Here is a 16,722-nt window from a genome sequence, read left to right on the forward strand (position 1 = left end):
ATGAAATTTACCGTTGAACGTGAACATTTATTAAAGCCGCTGCAACAAGTCAGCGGCCCGCTGGGCGGACGCCCGACGTTGCCTATTCTCGGTAATCTGCTGCTTCAGGTTACCGACGGCGCGCTTTCGCTGACCGGCACCGATCTTGAAATGGAGATGGTTGCCCGTGTGGCGCTTGTCCAGCCCCATGAACAGGGCGCGACAACCGTACCGGCACGTAAATTCTTCGACATCTGTCGCGGCCTGCCGGAAGGGGCGGAAATTGCGATGCAGCTGGAGGGTGAGCGCATGCTGATCCGTTCCGGGCGCAGCCGTTTCTCCCTCTCAACCCTGCCCGCAGCGGATTTCCCTAACCTGGATGACTGGCAAAGCGAAGTGGAGTTCACGCTGCCGCAGGCCACCATGAAGCGCCTGATCGAAGCGACGCAGTTCTCGATGGCGCACCAGGACGTCCGTTACTACTTAAACGGCATGCTGTTTGAAACCGAAGGTGAGGAGCTGCGTACCGTAGCCACCGACGGTCACCGCCTTGCCGTCTGCTCGATGCCGATTGGGCAAACACTGCCCAACCATTCGGTGATCGTGCCGCGTAAAGGCGTGATTGAGCTGATGCGTATGCTCGACGGCGGCGAGACGCCGCTGCGCGTGCAGATCGGCAGCAACAACATTCGCGCGCACGTCGGCGACTTTATCTTCACGTCGAAGCTGGTTGATGGTCGTTTCCCTGATTATCGCCGCGTATTGCCGAAAAACCCGGACAAAACGCTGGAAGCGGGCTGCGATTCGCTGAAGCAGGCTTTTGCCCGCGCGGCGATCCTCTCTAACGAGAAGTTCCGCGGTGTGCGCCTCTACGTCAGCGAGAATCAGATCAAAATCACCGCCAACAACCCGGAACAGGAAGAAGCGGAAGAGTTTCTCGATGTCACCTACGGCGGTAGCGAAATGGAAATCGGCTTTAACGTCAGCTACGTGCTTGATGTGCTGAACGCGCTGAAGTGCGAGAACGTGCGCATTCTGCTGACCGATTCCGTTTCCAGCGTGCAGATTGAAGACGCGGCGAGCCAGAGCGCAGCCTATGTCGTTATGCCAATGCGGTTGTAGAAAATAGCGGGCTATCTTTCTGGTTACTCTGGCTTCGGGCAGCGCCCGCAATCTTCACGTACTTCAGTACGCTGCGGTTGCTGCGCGCTGGCTGTTGACAGGCTAACTGCGACGATACGCCCTGGTAATGAGTGAATCATGTCGCTAACCCGCTTACTGATTAAAGATTTCCGCAATATCGAAAGCGCGGATCTCGCGCTCTCCCCTGGCTTTAACTTTCTGGTGGGCGCTAACGGCAGCGGGAAGACCAGCGTGCTGGAGGCGATCTACACCCTCGGTCATGGTCGGGCGTTTCGCAGCCTGCAAATTGGTCGCGTTATTCGCCATGAGCAGGAGGCGTTTGTTCTGCACGGGCGTTTGCAGGCCGAATCGCGCGAAATCGCCATTGGCCTGACTAAAGATAAACTCGGCGACAGCAAAGTGCGCATCGACGGCACCGACGGTCATAAAGTGGCGGAGCTGGCGCTGCTGATGCCGATGCAGCTTATTACGCCCGAAGGGTTTACCTTACTCAACGGCGGCCCGAAATACCGTCGTGCCTTTCTCGACTGGGGATGCTTCCACAACGAAAGCGGCTTTTTTACCGCCTGGAGCAACCTCAAGCGCCTGTTAAAACAGCGTAACGCCGCCTTACGCCAGGTGAGCCATTATGGCCAGCTGCGTCCGTGGGACAAAGAGCTTGTGCCGCTCGCCGAGCAGATCAGCCGCTGGCGCGCGGAGTACAGCGCCGCTATCGCGGAAGATATGGCCGACACCTGCCGGCAGTTCTTACCGGAATTTTCCCTGACCTTCTCTTTCCAGCGCGGCTGGGAGAAAGAGACCGATTATGAAGAGGTGCTGGCGCGCAGTTTTGAGCGCGACCGCATGCTCACTTACACCGCGCACGGCCCGCATAAAGCGGATTTCCGCATTCGTGCGGATGGCGCGCCCGTTGAAGACACCCTTTCGCGCGGACAGTTAAAACTCCTGATGTGCGCGCTGCGCCTGGCGCAGGGGGAGTTCTTAACGCGTGAAAGCGGGCGACGCTGTTTATACCTGATAGATGATTTTGCCTCGGAGCTTGATGACGAAAAGCGCGGGCTGTTAGCCAGCCGGTTAAAAGCCACTCAGTCACAGGTTTTCGTCAGCGCCATCAGCGCTGAACACGTTATGGACATGTCGGACAAAAATTCGAAGATGTTCACCGTGGAAAAGGGTAAAATAGCCGATTAACCCAAGTTGAAATGAGCGAGAAACGTTGATGTCGAATTCTTATGACTCCTCCAGTATCAAAGTCCTCAAAGGGCTGGATGCAGTGCGTAAGCGCCCGGGTATGTATATCGGCGATACGGATGACGGCACCGGTCTGCACCACATGGTATTCGAGGTAGTAGATAACGCTATCGACGAAGCGCTCGCAGGGTACTGTAAAGACATTATCGTCACCATTCACAGCGATAACTCTGTCTCCGTACAGGATGATGGGCGTGGTATTCCGACCGGTATTCACCCGGAAGAGGGCGTTTCTGCCGCGGAAGTGATCATGACCGTACTGCATGCGGGCGGTAAGTTCGACGATAACTCCTATAAAGTCTCCGGCGGTCTGCACGGCGTTGGCGTTTCAGTGGTAAACGCCCTGTCGCAGAAACTGGAGCTGGTTATCCAGCGCGATAACAAAGTTCACCGTCAGATCTACACCCACGGCGTGCCGCAGGCTCCGCTGGAAGTGACGGGCGAAACGGAAAAAACCGGTACCATGGTGCGTTTCTGGCCGAGCTACGAAACCTTCACCAACGTCATTGAATTTGAATATGAAATTCTGGCGAAACGCCTGCGTGAGCTCTCCTTCCTGAACTCCGGCGTGTCGATTCGCCTGCGCGACAAGCGCGACGGCAAAGAAGACCACTTCCACTATGAAGGCGGCATCAGGGCGTTTGTTGAGTATCTCAACAAAAACAAAACGCCGATCCACCCGAATATCTTCTACTTCTCCACCGAAAAAGACGGTATCGGCGTTGAAGTTGCGCTGCAGTGGAACGACGGTTTCCAGGAAAATATCTACTGCTTTACCAACAACATTCCGCAGCGCGATGGCGGTACCCACCTTGCAGGCTTCCGCGCGGCGATGACGCGTACGCTGAACGCCTATATGGATAAAGAGGGTTACAGCAAGAAAGCGAAAGTCAGCGCCACCGGTGATGATGCCCGTGAAGGCCTGATTGCGGTGGTATCGGTAAAAGTGCCGGATCCGAAATTCTCCTCACAGACCAAAGATAAACTGGTCTCCTCTGAGGTGAAATCGGCGGTGGAACAGCAGATGAACGAACTGCTGGCCGAATACCTGCTGGAAAACCCGGCTGACGCCAAAATCGTCGTCGGCAAAATCATTGACGCTGCCCGTGCCCGTGAAGCGGCGCGTAAAGCACGTGAAATGACCCGCCGTAAAGGCGCGCTGGATCTGGCTGGTCTGCCAGGCAAACTGGCGGATTGCCAGGAGCGTGACCCGGCGCTGTCCGAACTCTACTTAGTGGAAGGGGACTCTGCGGGCGGTTCTGCAAAACAGGGCCGTAACCGTAAGAACCAGGCGATCCTGCCGTTGAAAGGTAAAATCCTCAACGTCGAGAAAGCGCGTTTCGACAAGATGCTCTCTTCTCAGGAAGTGGCGACGCTTATCACCGCGCTCGGCTGCGGCATCGGTCGCGACGAGTACAACCCGGATAAACTGCGCTACCACAGCATCATCATCATGACCGATGCGGACGTCGATGGTTCGCACATCCGTACGCTGCTGTTGACCTTCTTCTACCGTCAGATGCCGGAAATCGTTGAGCGTGGCCACGTCTACATCGCCCAGCCGCCGCTCTACAAAGTGAAGAAAGGCAAGCAGGAGCAGTACATCAAGGATGACGAGGCGATGGATCAGTATCAGATCTCTATCGCGCTCGATGGCGCAACGCTGCACACCACCGAAGGCGCGCCTGCCCTGCAGGGTGAAGCGCTGGAGAAAATGGTGTCCGAGTACAACGCTGCGCAGAAGATGATTGGCCGTATGGAGCGCCGCTTCCCGCGCGCGCTGCTGAAAGAGCTGGTCTATCAGCCGACGCTGGCAGAAGCGGATCTCGCCGATGAGCGCGCCGTTACGCAGTGGGTCTCTCAGCTCATCACCGTGCTGAATGAGAACGAAGCCCACGGCAGCACCTGGAAATATGATGTCCGGGTGAACAGCGAGCTGAGCCAGTTCGAGCCGATTATTCGCGTGCGCACCCACGGTGTGGATACCGATTATCCGCTCGATCACGAGTTTGTGACAGGCGGTGAGTACCGTCGCCTCTGCACGCTCGGCGAGAAGCTGCGCGGCCTGATTGAAGAAGATGCCTATATCGAGCGTGGCGAACGCCGCCAGCCGGTGACCAGCTTCGAGCAGGCGCTGGAGTGGCTGGTGAAAGAGTCACGTCGCGGTCTCTCCATTCAGCGTTATAAAGGCCTTGGCGAGATGAACCCGGATCAGCTGTGGGAAACCACTATGGATCCGGAAAGCCGCCGCATGCTGCGCGTTACCGTGAAAGATGCGATTGCAGCCGATCAGCTCTTCACTACCTTAATGGGCGATGCCGTTGAACCGCGCCGCGCCTTTATCGAAGAGAACGCCCTGAAAGCGGCGAATATCGATATCTAAGGTAATCCTGCATTAAAAGGGGGATCCCGTATCCCCCTTTCTCTCCCCCTTTTCTCCCCGGCGCGCTGCTGTTTTTTGAGCGGAATCGCGTTAGCATGAGGTCAAACACTTCTCATCTGGGGATCTCATGGCTATCAAACTCATTGCAATCGATATGGACGGCACGCTGCTGCTGCCCGACCACACTATCTCTCCTGCGGTAAAAAATGCGATTGCCGCCGCGCGCGAACGCGGCATCAATGTCGTGCTGACCACCGGACGCCCTTACGCTGGCGTACACAGCTATATGAAAGAGCTGCATATGGAGCGGGAAGGTGATTACTGCATTACCTATAACGGCGCGTTGGTGCAGAACGCCAGCGATGGCAGTACCGTGGCGCAGACCACGCTGAGCTATGACGATTACCGCTATCTGGAACAACTCTCTCGCGAAGTCGGCTCGCACTTCCACGCGCTGGATCGCAACACGCTCTATACCGCAAACCGCGATATCAGCCCCTATACCGTGCATGAATCTTTTGTCGCCACCATTCCGCTGGTCTTCTGTGAAGCGGAGAAGATGGATCCGCAGACCCAGTTCCTGAAAGTGATGATGATTGATGAGCCGACGATCCTCGACCAGGCGATCACCCGCATTCCGCAGGAGGTAAAAGAGAAGTACACGGTGCTGAAAAGCGCGCCCTACTTCCTGGAAATCCTGCATAAAAGCGTCACTAAAGGCACCGGCGTTAAAGCCCTTGCCGATGTGTTAAACATCAAGCCGGAAGAGATTATGGCGATTGGCGATCAGGAAAATGATATCGCCATGATTGAGTTCGCCGGCGTCGGCGTGGCGATGGAAAACGCTATTCCGTCGGTGAAAGAGGCGGCAGATTTCGTTACCAAAACCAACCTCGAAGATGGCGTTGCTTACGCAATCGAGAAGTTCGCCCTCAACTAAGCCCTTCCCACTCTCCCTGACCCGCGCTCTGCGCGGGTTTTTTTTCCCCGCGCACCATTCTGATAACAATTTGCTTACCAATTGTCGTTTTTGTGATCCAAATTGTAGTACAGCACAAAGTGATTGTACTACGATTGCGGCATCTCTTGCGGGGAAGTCAGCATATTTGTACTTCAATGTTGAGGGAAATTGCGGCAGAGGCGATAAAGTAGTGGCAGAGAAACCGTTGCTAAGGACGCGTTATGACTATGAATAAAACCGACCGCATTATCGTCTCGCTGGGCCGCCAGATTATTAGCGGCAAATATGTCCCCGGCTCGGCGTTACCCGCCGAAGCTGAGCTGTGCGAAGAGTTTGAAACCTCGCGCAACATCATCCGCGAGGTATACCGCGCGCTGATGGCAAAGCGGCTGATTGAAATGAAGCGTTATCGCGGCGCGTTTGTCGCCCCGCGTAACCAGTGGAACTACCTCGACACCGAGGTGCTGCAATGGGTGCTGGAGCACGACTACGATCCGCGCTTAATCAGCGCGATGAGTGAAGTGCGAAACCTGGTGGAACCGGCCATCGCCCGCTGGGCGGCGGAGCGCGCTACCTCCAGCGACCTGGCAAATATTGAGTCGGCGCTCAATGACATGATCGCCAACAACCAGGACCGGGATGCCTTTAACGAGGCCGATATCCGCTACCACGAAGCGGTATTGCAATCGGTGCATAACCCGGTGCTGCAACAGTTGAGTGTGGCGATTAGCTCACTGCAACGGGCGGTATTTGAACGGACCTGGATGGGGGATGAGGCGAACATGCCGAAAACCCTGCAGGAACATAAGGCGCTGTTCGATGCGATCCGGCATCAGGACAGCACAGCGGCAGAGCAGGCGGCGCTCACCATGATCGCCAGCTCAACACGAAGGTTGAAGGAAATTACATGACAACTCGCTACATCGCAATCGACTGGGGATCCACCAACTTACGCGCCTGGCATTTTCAGGATGGCGTTTGCCTGGAGAGCAGGCACTCTGAGGCGGGTGTAACCCGACTTAATGGACGATCCCCCGAAGCGGTGTTAGCAGAAGTGACCGAGGGCTGGAGCAGCGACACCACGCCGGTAGTGATGGCGGGCATGGTCGGCAGTAACGCAGGCTGGAAAATCGCCCCCTATCTGCCCTGCCCGACTTCGCTTGACGGCATCGGCGAGCAGCTGACCCAGGTAAAAGAGCGTGTCTGGATCATCCCCGGCCTGTGCGTCTCCAGCGATGACAATCACAACGTGATGCGCGGCGAAGAGACCCAGTTGCTCGGCGCCAGCGAACTTGCCCCCGCCGCGTTGTATGTGATGCCCGGCACCCACTGCAAATGGGTCGAGGCTGATGAGCATCAGATTCGTGATTTTCGCACCGTAATGACCGGTGAACTGCATCATCTCCTGCTGCGCCACTCGCTGGTGGGCGCAGGGTTGCCGGAGCAAACCGCCAGTGATGATGCCTTCGACGCAGGCCTGACGCGCGGCCTCGCGTCACCTGAGATCCTGCCGCAGCTTTTTGAAGTTCGCGCCGCCCATGTGCTGGGCGCTCTTGCGCGCGAACAGGTGAGCGAATTCCTTTCGGGCCTGCTAATCGGCGGTGAAGTGGCGACCATGAACGCCCGCTTCGCCGGTTCGCAGGCAATCACGCTGGTCGCCAGCCCATCCCTCTCTGCCCGCTATCAGCGCGCCTTTCGCGCCATCGGGCGGGCGGTAAACACGCTGGATGGCGACACGGCATTTCAGGCAGGTATCAGGAGGATTGCCCATGCAGTGGCAAACTAAGCTTCCGCTGATCGCCATTTTACGTGGCATCACCCCGGATGAGGCGCGCGAGCACGTCGCCGCCATACTCGATGCAGGTTTCGACGCCGTCGAAATTCCGCTAAACTCACCCGACTGGGAGACCAGTATTGGCGATATCGTAGCGAACTTCGGCGATCGCGCGCTGATCGGCGGCGGTACGGTGCTGAAACCGGAGCAGGTTGATCGGCTGGCGGAGATGGGCTGCAAACTGATTGTCACGCCGAATACGCAGCCGGAGGTGATCCGCCGCGCGGTTAGCCACGGCATGACCGTCTGCCCAGGTTGCGCCACCGCCAGCGAAGCCTTCACTGCGCTTGAAGCCGGTGCGCAGGCGCTGAAAATTTTCCCCTCCTCCGCCTTTGGCCCCGGTTACATCAAAGCGCTGAAAGCAGTTCTGCCAGCGGACGTACCGGTATTTGCCGTCGGCGGCGTGACGCCGGAAAACCTGCACCTGTGGCTACAGGCAGGCTGCGCTGGCGCCGGGCTGGGCAGCGATCTCTATCGCGCCGGGCAGCCGGTAAGCCGCACCATCGAGCAGGCGAAAGCATTTGTTAACGCGTATCAAGAGGCTGTGCAATGAAGATAACCAAACTGACGACTTACCGCTTACCGCCGCGCTGGATGTTCTTAAAAATCGAAACCGATGAAGGCGTGGTTGGCTGGGGCGAGCCGGTGATCGAGGGGCGTGCGCGCACCGTTGAAGCGGCGGTACATGAGCTTGGCGACTACCTGATTGGCCAGGATCCTTCTCGTATCAACGACTTGTGGCAGGTGATGTACCGCGCAGGTTTCTATCGTGGCGGCCCGATCCTGATGAGCGCCATCGCCGGGATTGACCAGGCGCTGTGGGATATCAAAGGCAAAGTGCTTAATGCACCGGTGTGGCAACTGATGGGCGGCCTGGTGCGCGACAAAATCAAAGCCTACAGCTGGGTCGGCGGTGACCGTCCGGCAGAAGTCATTGATGGCATCAAAACCCTGCGCACCATCGGCTTCGACACCTTTAAATTAAACGGCTGCGAAGAGTTAGGCATTATTGATGATTCGCGCAAAGTCGATGCGGCGGTCAATACCGTGGCGCAGATCCGCGAAGCATTTGGCAACGAGATTGAGTTTGGCCTCGACTTCCACGGTCGCGTCAGCGCGCCGATGGCGAAAGTGCTGATTAAAGAGCTGGAGCCCTATCGCCCGCTGTTTATTGAAGAGCCGGTGCTGGCCGAGCAGGCGGAGTATTACCCGCGCCTTGCCGCGCAAACCCATATTCCGATTGCCGCCGGTGAACGTATGTTCTCGCGCTTCGAATTTAAACGCGTGCTGGAAGCGGGCGGCATTGCGATTTTGCAGCCGGATCTCTCTCACGCGGGCGGCATTACCGAGTGCTACAAAATTGCCGGGATGGCGGAAGCGTACGACGTGGCGCTGGCTCCACACTGCCCACTCGGCCCGGTGGCGCTCGCCGCCTGTCTGCATGTCGACTTCGTCTCGCACAATGCGGTGTTCCAGGAGCAGAGCATGGGCATTCACTACAACAAAGGTGCCGAACTGCTCGACTTCGTGAAGAACAAAGAGGACTTCAATATGGAAGGCGGCTTCTTTAAGCCGTTGATGAAGCCGGGCCTTGGCGTAGAGATCGACGAAGAGAAAGTGATTGAGCTAAGCAAAAATGCGCCGGACTGGCGTAACCCGGTGTGGCGACATGCGGACGGTACCGTCGCCGAGTGGTAATGCTCGTCATATTTTGCGCCGCCGGTGCGTTGGCGGTTAAACAAACTATTTAGCGCATTCAGAACATCAAAAATAATTTTTTTCCTACACCCTCTGTATTTAACAGGGCATGGTGAGCGGCTTCGCCATGCCCAAAACCCGGAGACAGACAGTTATGGATATTTCTGTAACGACTGCAAAAACAGGGCGTCGCCGCTATTTGACGCTGCTGATGATCTTTATCACGGTGGTTATTTGTTATGTCGACCGCGCCAACCTGGCCGTGGCCTCTGCCCATATTCAGGAAGAGTTCGGTATTAGCAAAGCGGAGATGGGCTACGTCTTTTCCGCCTTCGCCTGGCTCTATACCCTCTGCCAGATCCCCGGCGGCTGGTTCCTTGACCGCGTCGGTTCGCGTCTTACCTATTTCATCGCCATCTTTGGCTGGTCGGTCGCCACGCTGTTTCAGGGTTTCGCCGGCGGCCTGCTGTCGCTGATTGGCCTGCGTGCGATTACCGGCATTTTTGAAGCACCCGCTTTCCCGACCAACAACCGTATGGTGACCAGCTGGTTCCCGGAGCAGGAGCGTGCTTCGGCGGTGGGGTTCTACACCTCCGGGCAGTTTGTCGGGCTGGCTTTTCTCACCCCGCTGCTGATCTGGATCCAGGAGCTGCTGAGCTGGCATTGGGTGTTTATCATCACCGGCGGTATCGGCATTATCTGGTCGCTGATCTGGATTAAGGTCTACCAGCCGCCGCGCCTGACTAAAAACATCAGCCAGGCAGAGCTGGAGTACATCAAAGCGGGCGGCGGCCTGATTGATGGCGATGCGCCGGTAAAAAAAGAGGCGCGCCAGCCGCTGACCAAAGCAGAGTGGAAACTGGTGTTCCACCGCAAGCTGATTGGCGTCTATCTCGGCCAGTTCGCCGTCACCTCAACGCTGTGGTTCTTCCTCACCTGGTTCCCGAACTACCTGACGCAAGAGAAAGGCATCACCGCGCTGAAAGCCGGGTTTATGACCACCGTACCGTTCCTGGCCGCCTTCTTTGGCGTACTGCTCTCCGGCTGGGTCGCCGATACGCTGGTGAAAAAGGGCTATTCGCTGGGTATTGCGCGTAAAACGCCGATTATTTGCGGTCTGCTTATCTCCACCTGCATTATGGGCGCGAACTACACCAACGATCCCGTGTGGATTATGACGCTGATGGCGCTGGCCTTCTTCGGCAACGGCTTTGCCTCGATCACCTGGTCGCTGGTGTCGTCGCTGGCACCGATGCGCCTGATTGGCCTGACTGGCGGGGTATTTAACTTTGTCGGCGGGCTGGGCGGCATTACCGTGCCGCTGGTGATTGGCTACCTGGCGCAGGATTACGGCTTTGGCCCGGCGCTGGTCTATATCTCCGCCGTGGCGCTGATTGGCGCGCTCTCCTACATTTTGCTGGTCGGCGATGTGAAGCGAGTAGGCTAACGCCACGCAATCTTATACCCTGAGGCCTGTTTATGGCTTCAGGGTACTTTCATGAAACAGCTCACCTTCGCCCCGCGCAATCATCAACTGACCAATATCAACACCTGGACGGCGGACAGCCAGTGGCTGGTGTTCGATGTGCGCCCCTCCGGCGCCTCCTTTACCGGCAAAACCATCGAACGCGTCAACGTTCACTCCGGCGACGTCGAGGTGATCTATACCGCAACGGATGGCGCGCATGTCGGCGTGGTGACCGTTCACCCTGAAGCGCAGAAATATGTGTTTATTCACGGCCCGGAAAACCCGGATGAGACATGGCAGTACGATTTCCACCATCGGCGCGGCGTAATAACCGGGCAGGGCCGCACAACCAATCTTGATGCGCTGGATATCACCTCGCCCTACACGCCCGGCGCGCTGCGCGGCGGCTCGCACGTGCATGTCTTTAGCCCGAACGGGCAGAACATTAGCTTTACCTATAACGATCACGTAATGCATGAGCGCGACCCGGCGCTGGATCTGCGCAACGTTGGCGTAGCGGTGCCGTTTGGCCCGGTAACGCCGCCCTGCACCCATCCGCGTGAATATGGCGGCAGCCACTGGTGCGTGCTGGTGAGCCGCACGACGCCGACGCCTGCGCCCGGCAGCGATGAGATCAATCGTGCTTATGAAGAGGGCTGGGTCGGCAACCAGCGGCTGGCGTTTATTGGCGATACGCTCTCCGTCAGCAGCGAAAAAGTGCCGGAGCTGTTTATTGTCGATCTTCCCGCGGATGAACAGGGCTGGAAAACCGCGGGCGATGCGCCGCTGGCCGGTACAGAGCAGACGTTGCCCGCGCCGCCAAAAGGCGTGCAGCAGCAGCGCCTCACCTTCACCCATCACCGGCGTTATCCGGGGCTGGTCACGACGCCGCGCCACTGGGTGCGCAGCAACCCGCAGGCGAGCGAGATTGCCTTTTTAATGCGTGATGACAACGGCGTTGTGCAGATCTGGTTAATCAGCCCGGCGGGCGGCGAGCCGCGGCAGCTAACCCACTGCGAGACGGGGATTCAGTCGGCGTTTAACTGGCACCCTTCTGGCGAGGCGCTGGGGTTTGTGCTGGATAACCGCATTGCGCTGTGTGACGCGATGCGCGGAGAGATAACCTTTTTGACGGCCGATCACACCAACCCCCCTTCCGGGGATGCGGTGGTCTTCTCACCGGACGGTAAGCAGATAGCCTGGATGGAAGAGGCCGACGGTTTCCGCCAGCTCTGGATGACGCAGACCGGTTATTAAATCAGTGCACCGGCATCGGCGCGGGCGGGATAAGTGAGTTGATAGCCTCATTTTCCCGCTCGCTCTTTTCGACTCTCGCTTTCACCGAGTTATCTCTGCGAAAGAGATCCCAGGGTATCAACAGCGTGTCGAGAAGAGCGGTAAAGGGCATATCCAGCGCCACCAGCGATTTCATACCGATGCCGGTATCGTCATCGGAAATCATCGACGAACTCGCTTTTGTGCCGGGATAAAGCCCCTCCTTGCCGCCCGTATGCGACATCACGCTGGAGCAGCCCGAGACCATCACTCCGCAAACCAGTGCAGAAACTATCAAACGCGTTTTCATCATCGATTAATCATCGTTGTTTATTGTCTGAATGCTGTCACGGCGTTTATAGCCCTACGCCTGCGAAAACAACAGCATTCGCGCTCCGCTCTGTGGCGGCATTCGCACTTTAACCCTTTGTGCGGCTACCCCCAGTCTATGCCCTGACAGAGAAAGTGCAAAAAAAGTCAAAAATTTGCCCTTGAAAAAATTCGCGACAGCCACATTTTATCACTGTAGCCGCAGAACATGCCGCAAGGGTGTTCGGCTATATGGCATGAAGATCGGTCCATTATGGAAGGTCTTACACACTCGCTGATTTCAGGAGCTTTAACTATGCGTAATTTTGATCTCTCCCCGCTTTATCGTTCAGCTATCGGTTTTGACCGCCTGTTTAACCTGCTGGAAAACAACCCGAACCAGAGCAATAACGGTTACCCTCCGTACAACGTTGAGTTAGTGGATGAAAACCACTACCGCATTGCTATCGCCGTGGCCGGTTTCGCTGAAAGCGAACTGGATATTACCGCCCAGGATAACCTGCTGGTGGTGAAAGGCTCCCACGCCGCTGAACAGAAAGAGCGCTCCTATCTCTACCAGGGCATCGCCGAGCGTAACTTCGAGCGTAAATTCCAGCTGGCAGAAAATATTCAAATCAAAGGCGCCAACCTGGTGAACGGCCTGCTCTATATCGAACTGGAGCGCGTCATCCCGGAAGAGAAAAAACCGCGCCGTATTGAAATTAACTAATTACGTCGGGTCGCTCGCGCGGCCCACTCCCGACATGCTCGCCGACAGGGGGCATATGTGAGCCGAAAGCTCGCAGGTATTCACTCGCTTCTTTGAAGGAGAAACACAATGCGTAACTACGATTTATCCCCGCTTCTGCGTCAGTGGATTGGCTTCGACAAACTGGCAAACGCTCTGCAAACCACCAATGTCGATCAGCAGGCGTTCCCGCCCTATAACATCGAAAAGAGCGACGATAACCACTACCGCATTACCCTTGCGCTGGCCGGTTTCCGCCAGCAAGAGCTGGATATTCAGCTGGAAAATGGTCGGCTGACCATTAAAGGCACGCCGGAAAAACCGGCCAACGAACCGAAATGGCTCCATCAGGGTCTGGTGATCCAGCCCTTTACCCTGAGCTTTACGCTGGCCGATTTTATGGAAGTCTCCGGCGCAACGTTCGTGAACGGCCTGCTGCATATCGATCTGCTGCGCAACGTGCCCGAAAGCGCCGAACCGCAGCGCATTGCCATCAGCTCGCGCCCGGCGTTGAATAGCTAAAACCGCGCATAAAACCGCTAAGCCCTGCTTTCTGAGCAGGGCTTTTTTGTTTCTTTTGCAGGCTGGTATACACTGGAGCCATTGCGGCATTCAGGAGATAGCTATGCTTGGCGAAAAGCTTGAGATTGAAGGACTTATCGGCGTTGGGCGCGCGCAGCTTAGGCTTGAACCTAACCAGCGGATTTATACCTTTATCGGCCCCAACGGCGTCGGTAAAACCAAAATGCTGGAAGCTATGTTCCAGGTCTTATTTTTTAATAATGAACTGGTAAAAAAATCGCTGACTTCTCATGACTCTGCTTTTTTGTTCTTCAAATCATTCACCACAAATCGGCCTGAAAAAACCATACTTGAAAATCAAGGCAGCTATTCACCGCCATGGCCGGTTGCGCGCAAATTTTTGCCTGGTTTATTAAGTCATCATCTTCCTGTTGTGTTTCTTGGCGCGCAATCTCGAGGAGTGATTACTCAAATAAACGATATTCCAAACATCGCTTTCGGTGGGCTTGAGACGCGTAGAAATGTTTATTTCCAGACTCTGGCGAAACAGATGCAGTTCGATTTCGGCTCCATGAATATGTCAGCCAGTATTCAGGAGTGGTTTATTTCTATTGCGCGCTCTTCGAACCGCTGGCAGAAGAGTGAAGATAACCGCGAAGTTGAGATTTCGACGGTGCTGGGTCTGCTGCATGAAATCGATCAACGCATCGACCCGCACTTCCTGGAAATTAGCGGTGACGATCGGGTGAGCCTGAAAGTTGACGGCCAGGTGAGAGAAATAAGCCAGCTCAGCTCCGGTTTTACCTCTATCCTCAAACTGATTCAGGCGATTGTTTCCGGCTATGGCTATTTCACCAATGAAAGCAATATTCAGAAGGTGAAAGGCGTTGTCTTTATCGATGAAATAGAGAGCCACCTGCACCTCTCCTGGCAGGCGAATATCGTGCCGTTGCTCAAGAAGCTGTTTCCTAACACGACGTTTTACATCACCACGCACTCCTCTGTTGTTCTCGCGCAGCTTAAAGAGGGTGAAGCGTATAACCTCTATCGCGACGGTGATGGCGTTGTGAAGACGAAAAAAATCGCCGCGCCGAATAAAGCCGCGCTGGCCGATATATTGAAAGATGTATTCAGCGTTGATCTAAACCAGATGAAGCTTCAGAACAGCAGCGCCGACGAGCAGCAGGATGCAAAAGCGAACTTATTACGCTTGCTCAACCAGCAGGAGAAAGAGTAATGACACGGAGAGTTTTGCTGGATACCAACCTTCTGATTGCAGCATTTGATAAAAGCGGCAGAACATCTGTGGAAATGAAAACCTCCGCGATAACTATGCTTACTCAGCTACTGGCTGACAATGATGTGGCGCTGTTTATTACGCCGTTGATTCGCTATGAAGTGTTGCGTGGCGTCAGCTGGTCGAATAAAGCGGACTTTGATGAACTTCAGGCCACCCTGAACGATTTTCCCGAGCTGGATATTACGCGCGATATCTCTGAACTGTCGGCCAATCTGTTCCGTTTCGATAGTTGGCAGGCGGCCCAACCTGGTGCTGCAGCACGTAACCTGGAGAAACGAAAGTTTGACGTGTTTCATTTCAGTAGCGCGCACTGTAACAGCCTTGAGCTCTGCTCCAACGATTCCGATATCGGGCGCATCCGTCTGCTACATCAATCCTATGATGTAGCAGCCAGTAACCTCTGACAAAGCCAATGCCTGATGGCGCTTCGCTTACCAGGCCCACGGCAGGATGCAATCTAAGGCATGCCACCACCTGGCAGATAAGGCTCCGCATGCGGAGCCTTTTTATTTAAGCATGCACGCTCTGCAAAAAGCGCTGGCGCCACGGTTTCAGCACAAAGAGGGCGAGCAGCGCGCAGAGAATATCCAGCGTGATCGCGCAGCCAAACACCAGGTTCCAGCTGCCGGTCTGTTGATAGAGCAGCGCCGCCAGCGGGCCGCCGAAAATCGAGCCGATCCCCTGCGAGATATAGAGCCAGCCATAGTTTGAGGTGGCATGCTGCGTGCCGAAGGTGTCAGTGAGGGTGGCCGGAAAGAGCGAGAAAATTTCGCCCCAGCCGAAAAAGACCACCCCGGAGAGCAGTACAAACAGCAGCGGATCGTCTTTGCACAACAGCCACAGCGCCATTGCGCACCCTTCCAGACCGAAGGCGACAAACATCATGTTTTCGCGCCCAATGCGGTCCGAGATATAGCCGCACACCGGGCGCGTTAAGCCATTCATAAACCGGTCGATGGTCATCGCCAGCGGCAGCGCCGCCATGCCAAGCACCGTGACGGCGGTAATACCGAAATCGTCGGCGAAAATCGCCATCTGCGAGGTGACCATCAGCCCGGAGGTGGACATCATGGTCATCATGATAAACATAAGCCAGAACAGCGGTTTGCGCAGCATCTCTTTTGGCGCGAAGCTCTTCTCGCTCATCTTCAACGGGCTGCTCACCGGCTGCGCGCTGGCATGCTGCGGCGCGCGTAACCCCTGGCTGGCGATAAAACCGATAGCGGCCATCAGCAGGCCGAACTGCCACAGCGTGCTCTCCAGCCCTTTGGCGGCCAGCGACTGCGTTACCGGAAACGTGGTGAGGATGGCACCCATGCCGTAGCCTGCCGCCACCATCCCTGTGGCAAAGCCGCGTTTTTCGGGGAACCAGCGCACCATCAAACCGACCACGCCGATATAGACAATGCCGGTGCCGAGGCCGCCGATCACGCCATAACAGAGATAGAGCCCCGTCAGGCTGCTGATGTTCGCCGTCAGCATCCAGCTCGCGCCGCTTAGCACGGTACCAATGGCAATCAACCGGCGCGGGCCAAACTTATCAATCAGCTTGCCCTGGAAGGGGGAAAAGAAGGTTTGCAGAATAATCAGCAGTGAAAAGGTTAGCTGGATCTCCGCCAGCGGAACGCCCAGCTTTGCCATAAACGGCTTTGCCAGCAGCGCCCAGACATATTGCGGGCTGGAGATGGAGATCATGCACAGTAAGCCCAGCGCCAGTTGCACCCATTTCTTCGACGGGCTTGCTACCACTACGCTGGTTAAGGTTGTATTTGTCATTCTGCCACCCTGTTGTTAACAAAAGTGGAGTTGTGCATTAACCATGCCATAACCTGCCAGCGCACGAATCATCAG

16 protein-coding genes and 1 other annotated feature are annotated in these 16,722 nt (G+C 56.1%); of the genes, 14 read left to right on the forward strand and 2 right to left on the reverse strand.

All coding sequences use genetic code 11. The annotated features are described in order from the left end of the window. The 10 genes from dnaN (at position 1) to BWI95_RS08020 (ending at position 11,974) form a co-directional block, all read left to right on the forward strand. A complete protein-coding gene (gene dnaN / locus BWI95_RS07975) occupies positions 1-1,101 on the forward strand; it encodes a DNA polymerase III subunit beta (protein WP_054803533.1) in 1,101 nt (366 codons plus the stop codon). A gap of 138 nt (positions 1,102-1,239) precedes the next feature. Further along, the gene (recF, locus tag BWI95_RS07980) at positions 1,240-2,313 is read left to right on the forward strand and encodes a DNA replication/repair protein RecF (protein WP_042715128.1); all 1,074 of its coding nucleotides are present in this window, start codon (positions 1,240-1,242) and stop codon (positions 2,311-2,313) included. A 28-nt stretch (positions 2,314-2,341) separates the two neighbouring features. Further along, the gene (gene gyrB / locus BWI95_RS07985) at positions 2,342-4,756 is read left to right on the forward strand and encodes a DNA topoisomerase (ATP-hydrolyzing) subunit B (RefSeq protein ID WP_054803534.1); all 2,415 of its coding nucleotides are present in this window, start codon (positions 2,342-2,344) and stop codon (positions 4,754-4,756) included. 127 nt (positions 4,757-4,883) lie between these two features. Continuing rightward, a complete protein-coding gene (gene yidA / locus BWI95_RS07990; RefSeq protein ID WP_054803535.1) occupies positions 4,884-5,696 on the forward strand; it encodes a sugar-phosphatase in 813 nt (270 codons plus the stop codon). 242 nt (positions 5,697-5,938) lie between these two features. Continuing rightward, positions 5,939-6,628 carry a D-galactonate utilization transcriptional regulator DgoR gene (dgoR, locus tag BWI95_RS07995; protein WP_042715123.1) on the forward strand — a complete coding sequence of 230 codons (690 nt, stop codon included), beginning with the start codon at positions 5,939-5,941 and terminating at the stop codon, positions 6,626-6,628. After that, positions 6,625-7,503 (forward strand): 2-dehydro-3-deoxygalactonokinase, encoded by an 879-nt coding sequence (locus BWI95_RS08000; RefSeq protein ID WP_054803536.1) that lies wholly within the window; start codon positions 6,625-6,627, stop codon positions 7,501-7,503. The genes dgoR and BWI95_RS08000 overlap by 4 nt, the downstream gene beginning before the upstream one ends. Next, complete coding sequence (locus BWI95_RS08005; protein ID WP_054803537.1) at positions 7,487-8,104, forward strand: 2-dehydro-3-deoxy-6-phosphogalactonate aldolase; 618 nt, start codon at positions 7,487-7,489, stop codon at positions 8,102-8,104. The genes BWI95_RS08000 and BWI95_RS08005 overlap by 17 nt, the downstream gene beginning before the upstream one ends. Beyond that, positions 8,101-9,249, forward strand: a complete 1,149-nt coding sequence (gene dgoD / locus BWI95_RS08010) for a galactonate dehydratase (protein ID WP_054803538.1) — start codon at positions 8,101-8,103, stop codon at positions 9,247-9,249. Before BWI95_RS08005 ends, dgoD begins: the two co-directional genes overlap by 4 nt. 109 nt (positions 9,250-9,358) lie before the next feature. Continuing rightward, positions 9,359-10,696: an MFS transporter gene (locus BWI95_RS08015; protein ID WP_076769291.1), complete on the forward strand. Its 1,338-nt coding sequence runs from the start codon at positions 9,359-9,361 to the stop codon at positions 10,694-10,696. 51 nt (positions 10,697-10,747) lie between these two features. Beyond that, positions 10,748-11,974 (forward strand): DUF3748 domain-containing protein, encoded by a 1,227-nt coding sequence (locus BWI95_RS08020; protein WP_054803539.1) that lies wholly within the window; start codon positions 10,748-10,750, stop codon positions 11,972-11,974. A gap of 1 nt (position 11,975) precedes the next feature. Here the strand turns inward: BWI95_RS08020 and BWI95_RS08025 are convergent, their stop codons facing one another. Next, positions 11,976-12,305 carry a YceK/YidQ family lipoprotein gene (locus BWI95_RS08025; protein WP_042715115.1) on the reverse strand — a complete coding sequence of 110 codons (330 nt, stop codon included), beginning with the start codon at positions 12,303-12,305 and terminating at the stop codon, positions 11,976-11,978. Between the two features lie 247 nt (positions 12,306-12,552). Further along, positions 12,553-12,624: a sequence feature (ROSE (Repression Of Heat Shock gene Expression) occurs in the 5'-region of heat shock genes and acts as an RNA thermometer to modulate expression.), on the forward strand. Between BWI95_RS08025 and ibpA the strand changes: the two genes are divergently transcribed. The 4 genes from ibpA to BWI95_RS08045 all read left to right on the forward strand — a co-directional run bounded on the left by ibpA (position 12,618) and on the right by BWI95_RS08045 (position 15,275). After that, the gene (ibpA, locus tag BWI95_RS08030) at positions 12,618-13,031 is read left to right on the forward strand and encodes a small heat shock chaperone IbpA (protein WP_042715112.1); all 414 of its coding nucleotides are present in this window, start codon (positions 12,618-12,620) and stop codon (positions 13,029-13,031) included. It overlaps the preceding feature by 7 nt. 108 nt (positions 13,032-13,139) lie before the next feature. Continuing rightward, the gene (gene ibpB, locus BWI95_RS08035) at positions 13,140-13,571 is read left to right on the forward strand and encodes a small heat shock chaperone IbpB (RefSeq protein WP_042715111.1); all 432 of its coding nucleotides are present in this window, start codon (positions 13,140-13,142) and stop codon (positions 13,569-13,571) included. A 103-nt stretch (positions 13,572-13,674) separates the two neighbouring features. Next, on the forward strand, positions 13,675-14,808 hold the full coding sequence (locus BWI95_RS23605) for an AAA family ATPase (RefSeq protein ID WP_076769293.1): 1,134 nt from the start codon (positions 13,675-13,677) through the stop codon (positions 14,806-14,808). Further along, positions 14,808-15,275: a PIN domain-containing protein gene (locus tag BWI95_RS08045; RefSeq protein WP_076769294.1), complete on the forward strand. Its 468-nt coding sequence runs from the start codon at positions 14,808-14,810 to the stop codon at positions 15,273-15,275. Before BWI95_RS23605 ends, BWI95_RS08045 begins: the two co-directional genes overlap by 1 nt. A 106-nt stretch (positions 15,276-15,381) precedes the next feature. Here BWI95_RS08045 and oxlT read toward each other — a convergent pair whose 3' ends face one another. Next, on the reverse strand, positions 15,382-16,647 hold the full coding sequence (oxlT, locus tag BWI95_RS08050; RefSeq protein ID WP_054803543.1) for an oxalate/formate MFS antiporter: 1,266 nt from the start codon (positions 16,645-16,647) through the stop codon (positions 15,382-15,384). Positions 16,648-16,722 lie beyond the last annotated feature (75 nt).

The sequence above is a fragment of the Kosakonia cowanii JCM 10956 = DSM 18146 genome (assembly GCF_001975225.1).
Lineage (GTDB): Bacteria > Pseudomonadota > Gammaproteobacteria > Enterobacterales > Enterobacteriaceae > Kosakonia > Kosakonia cowanii.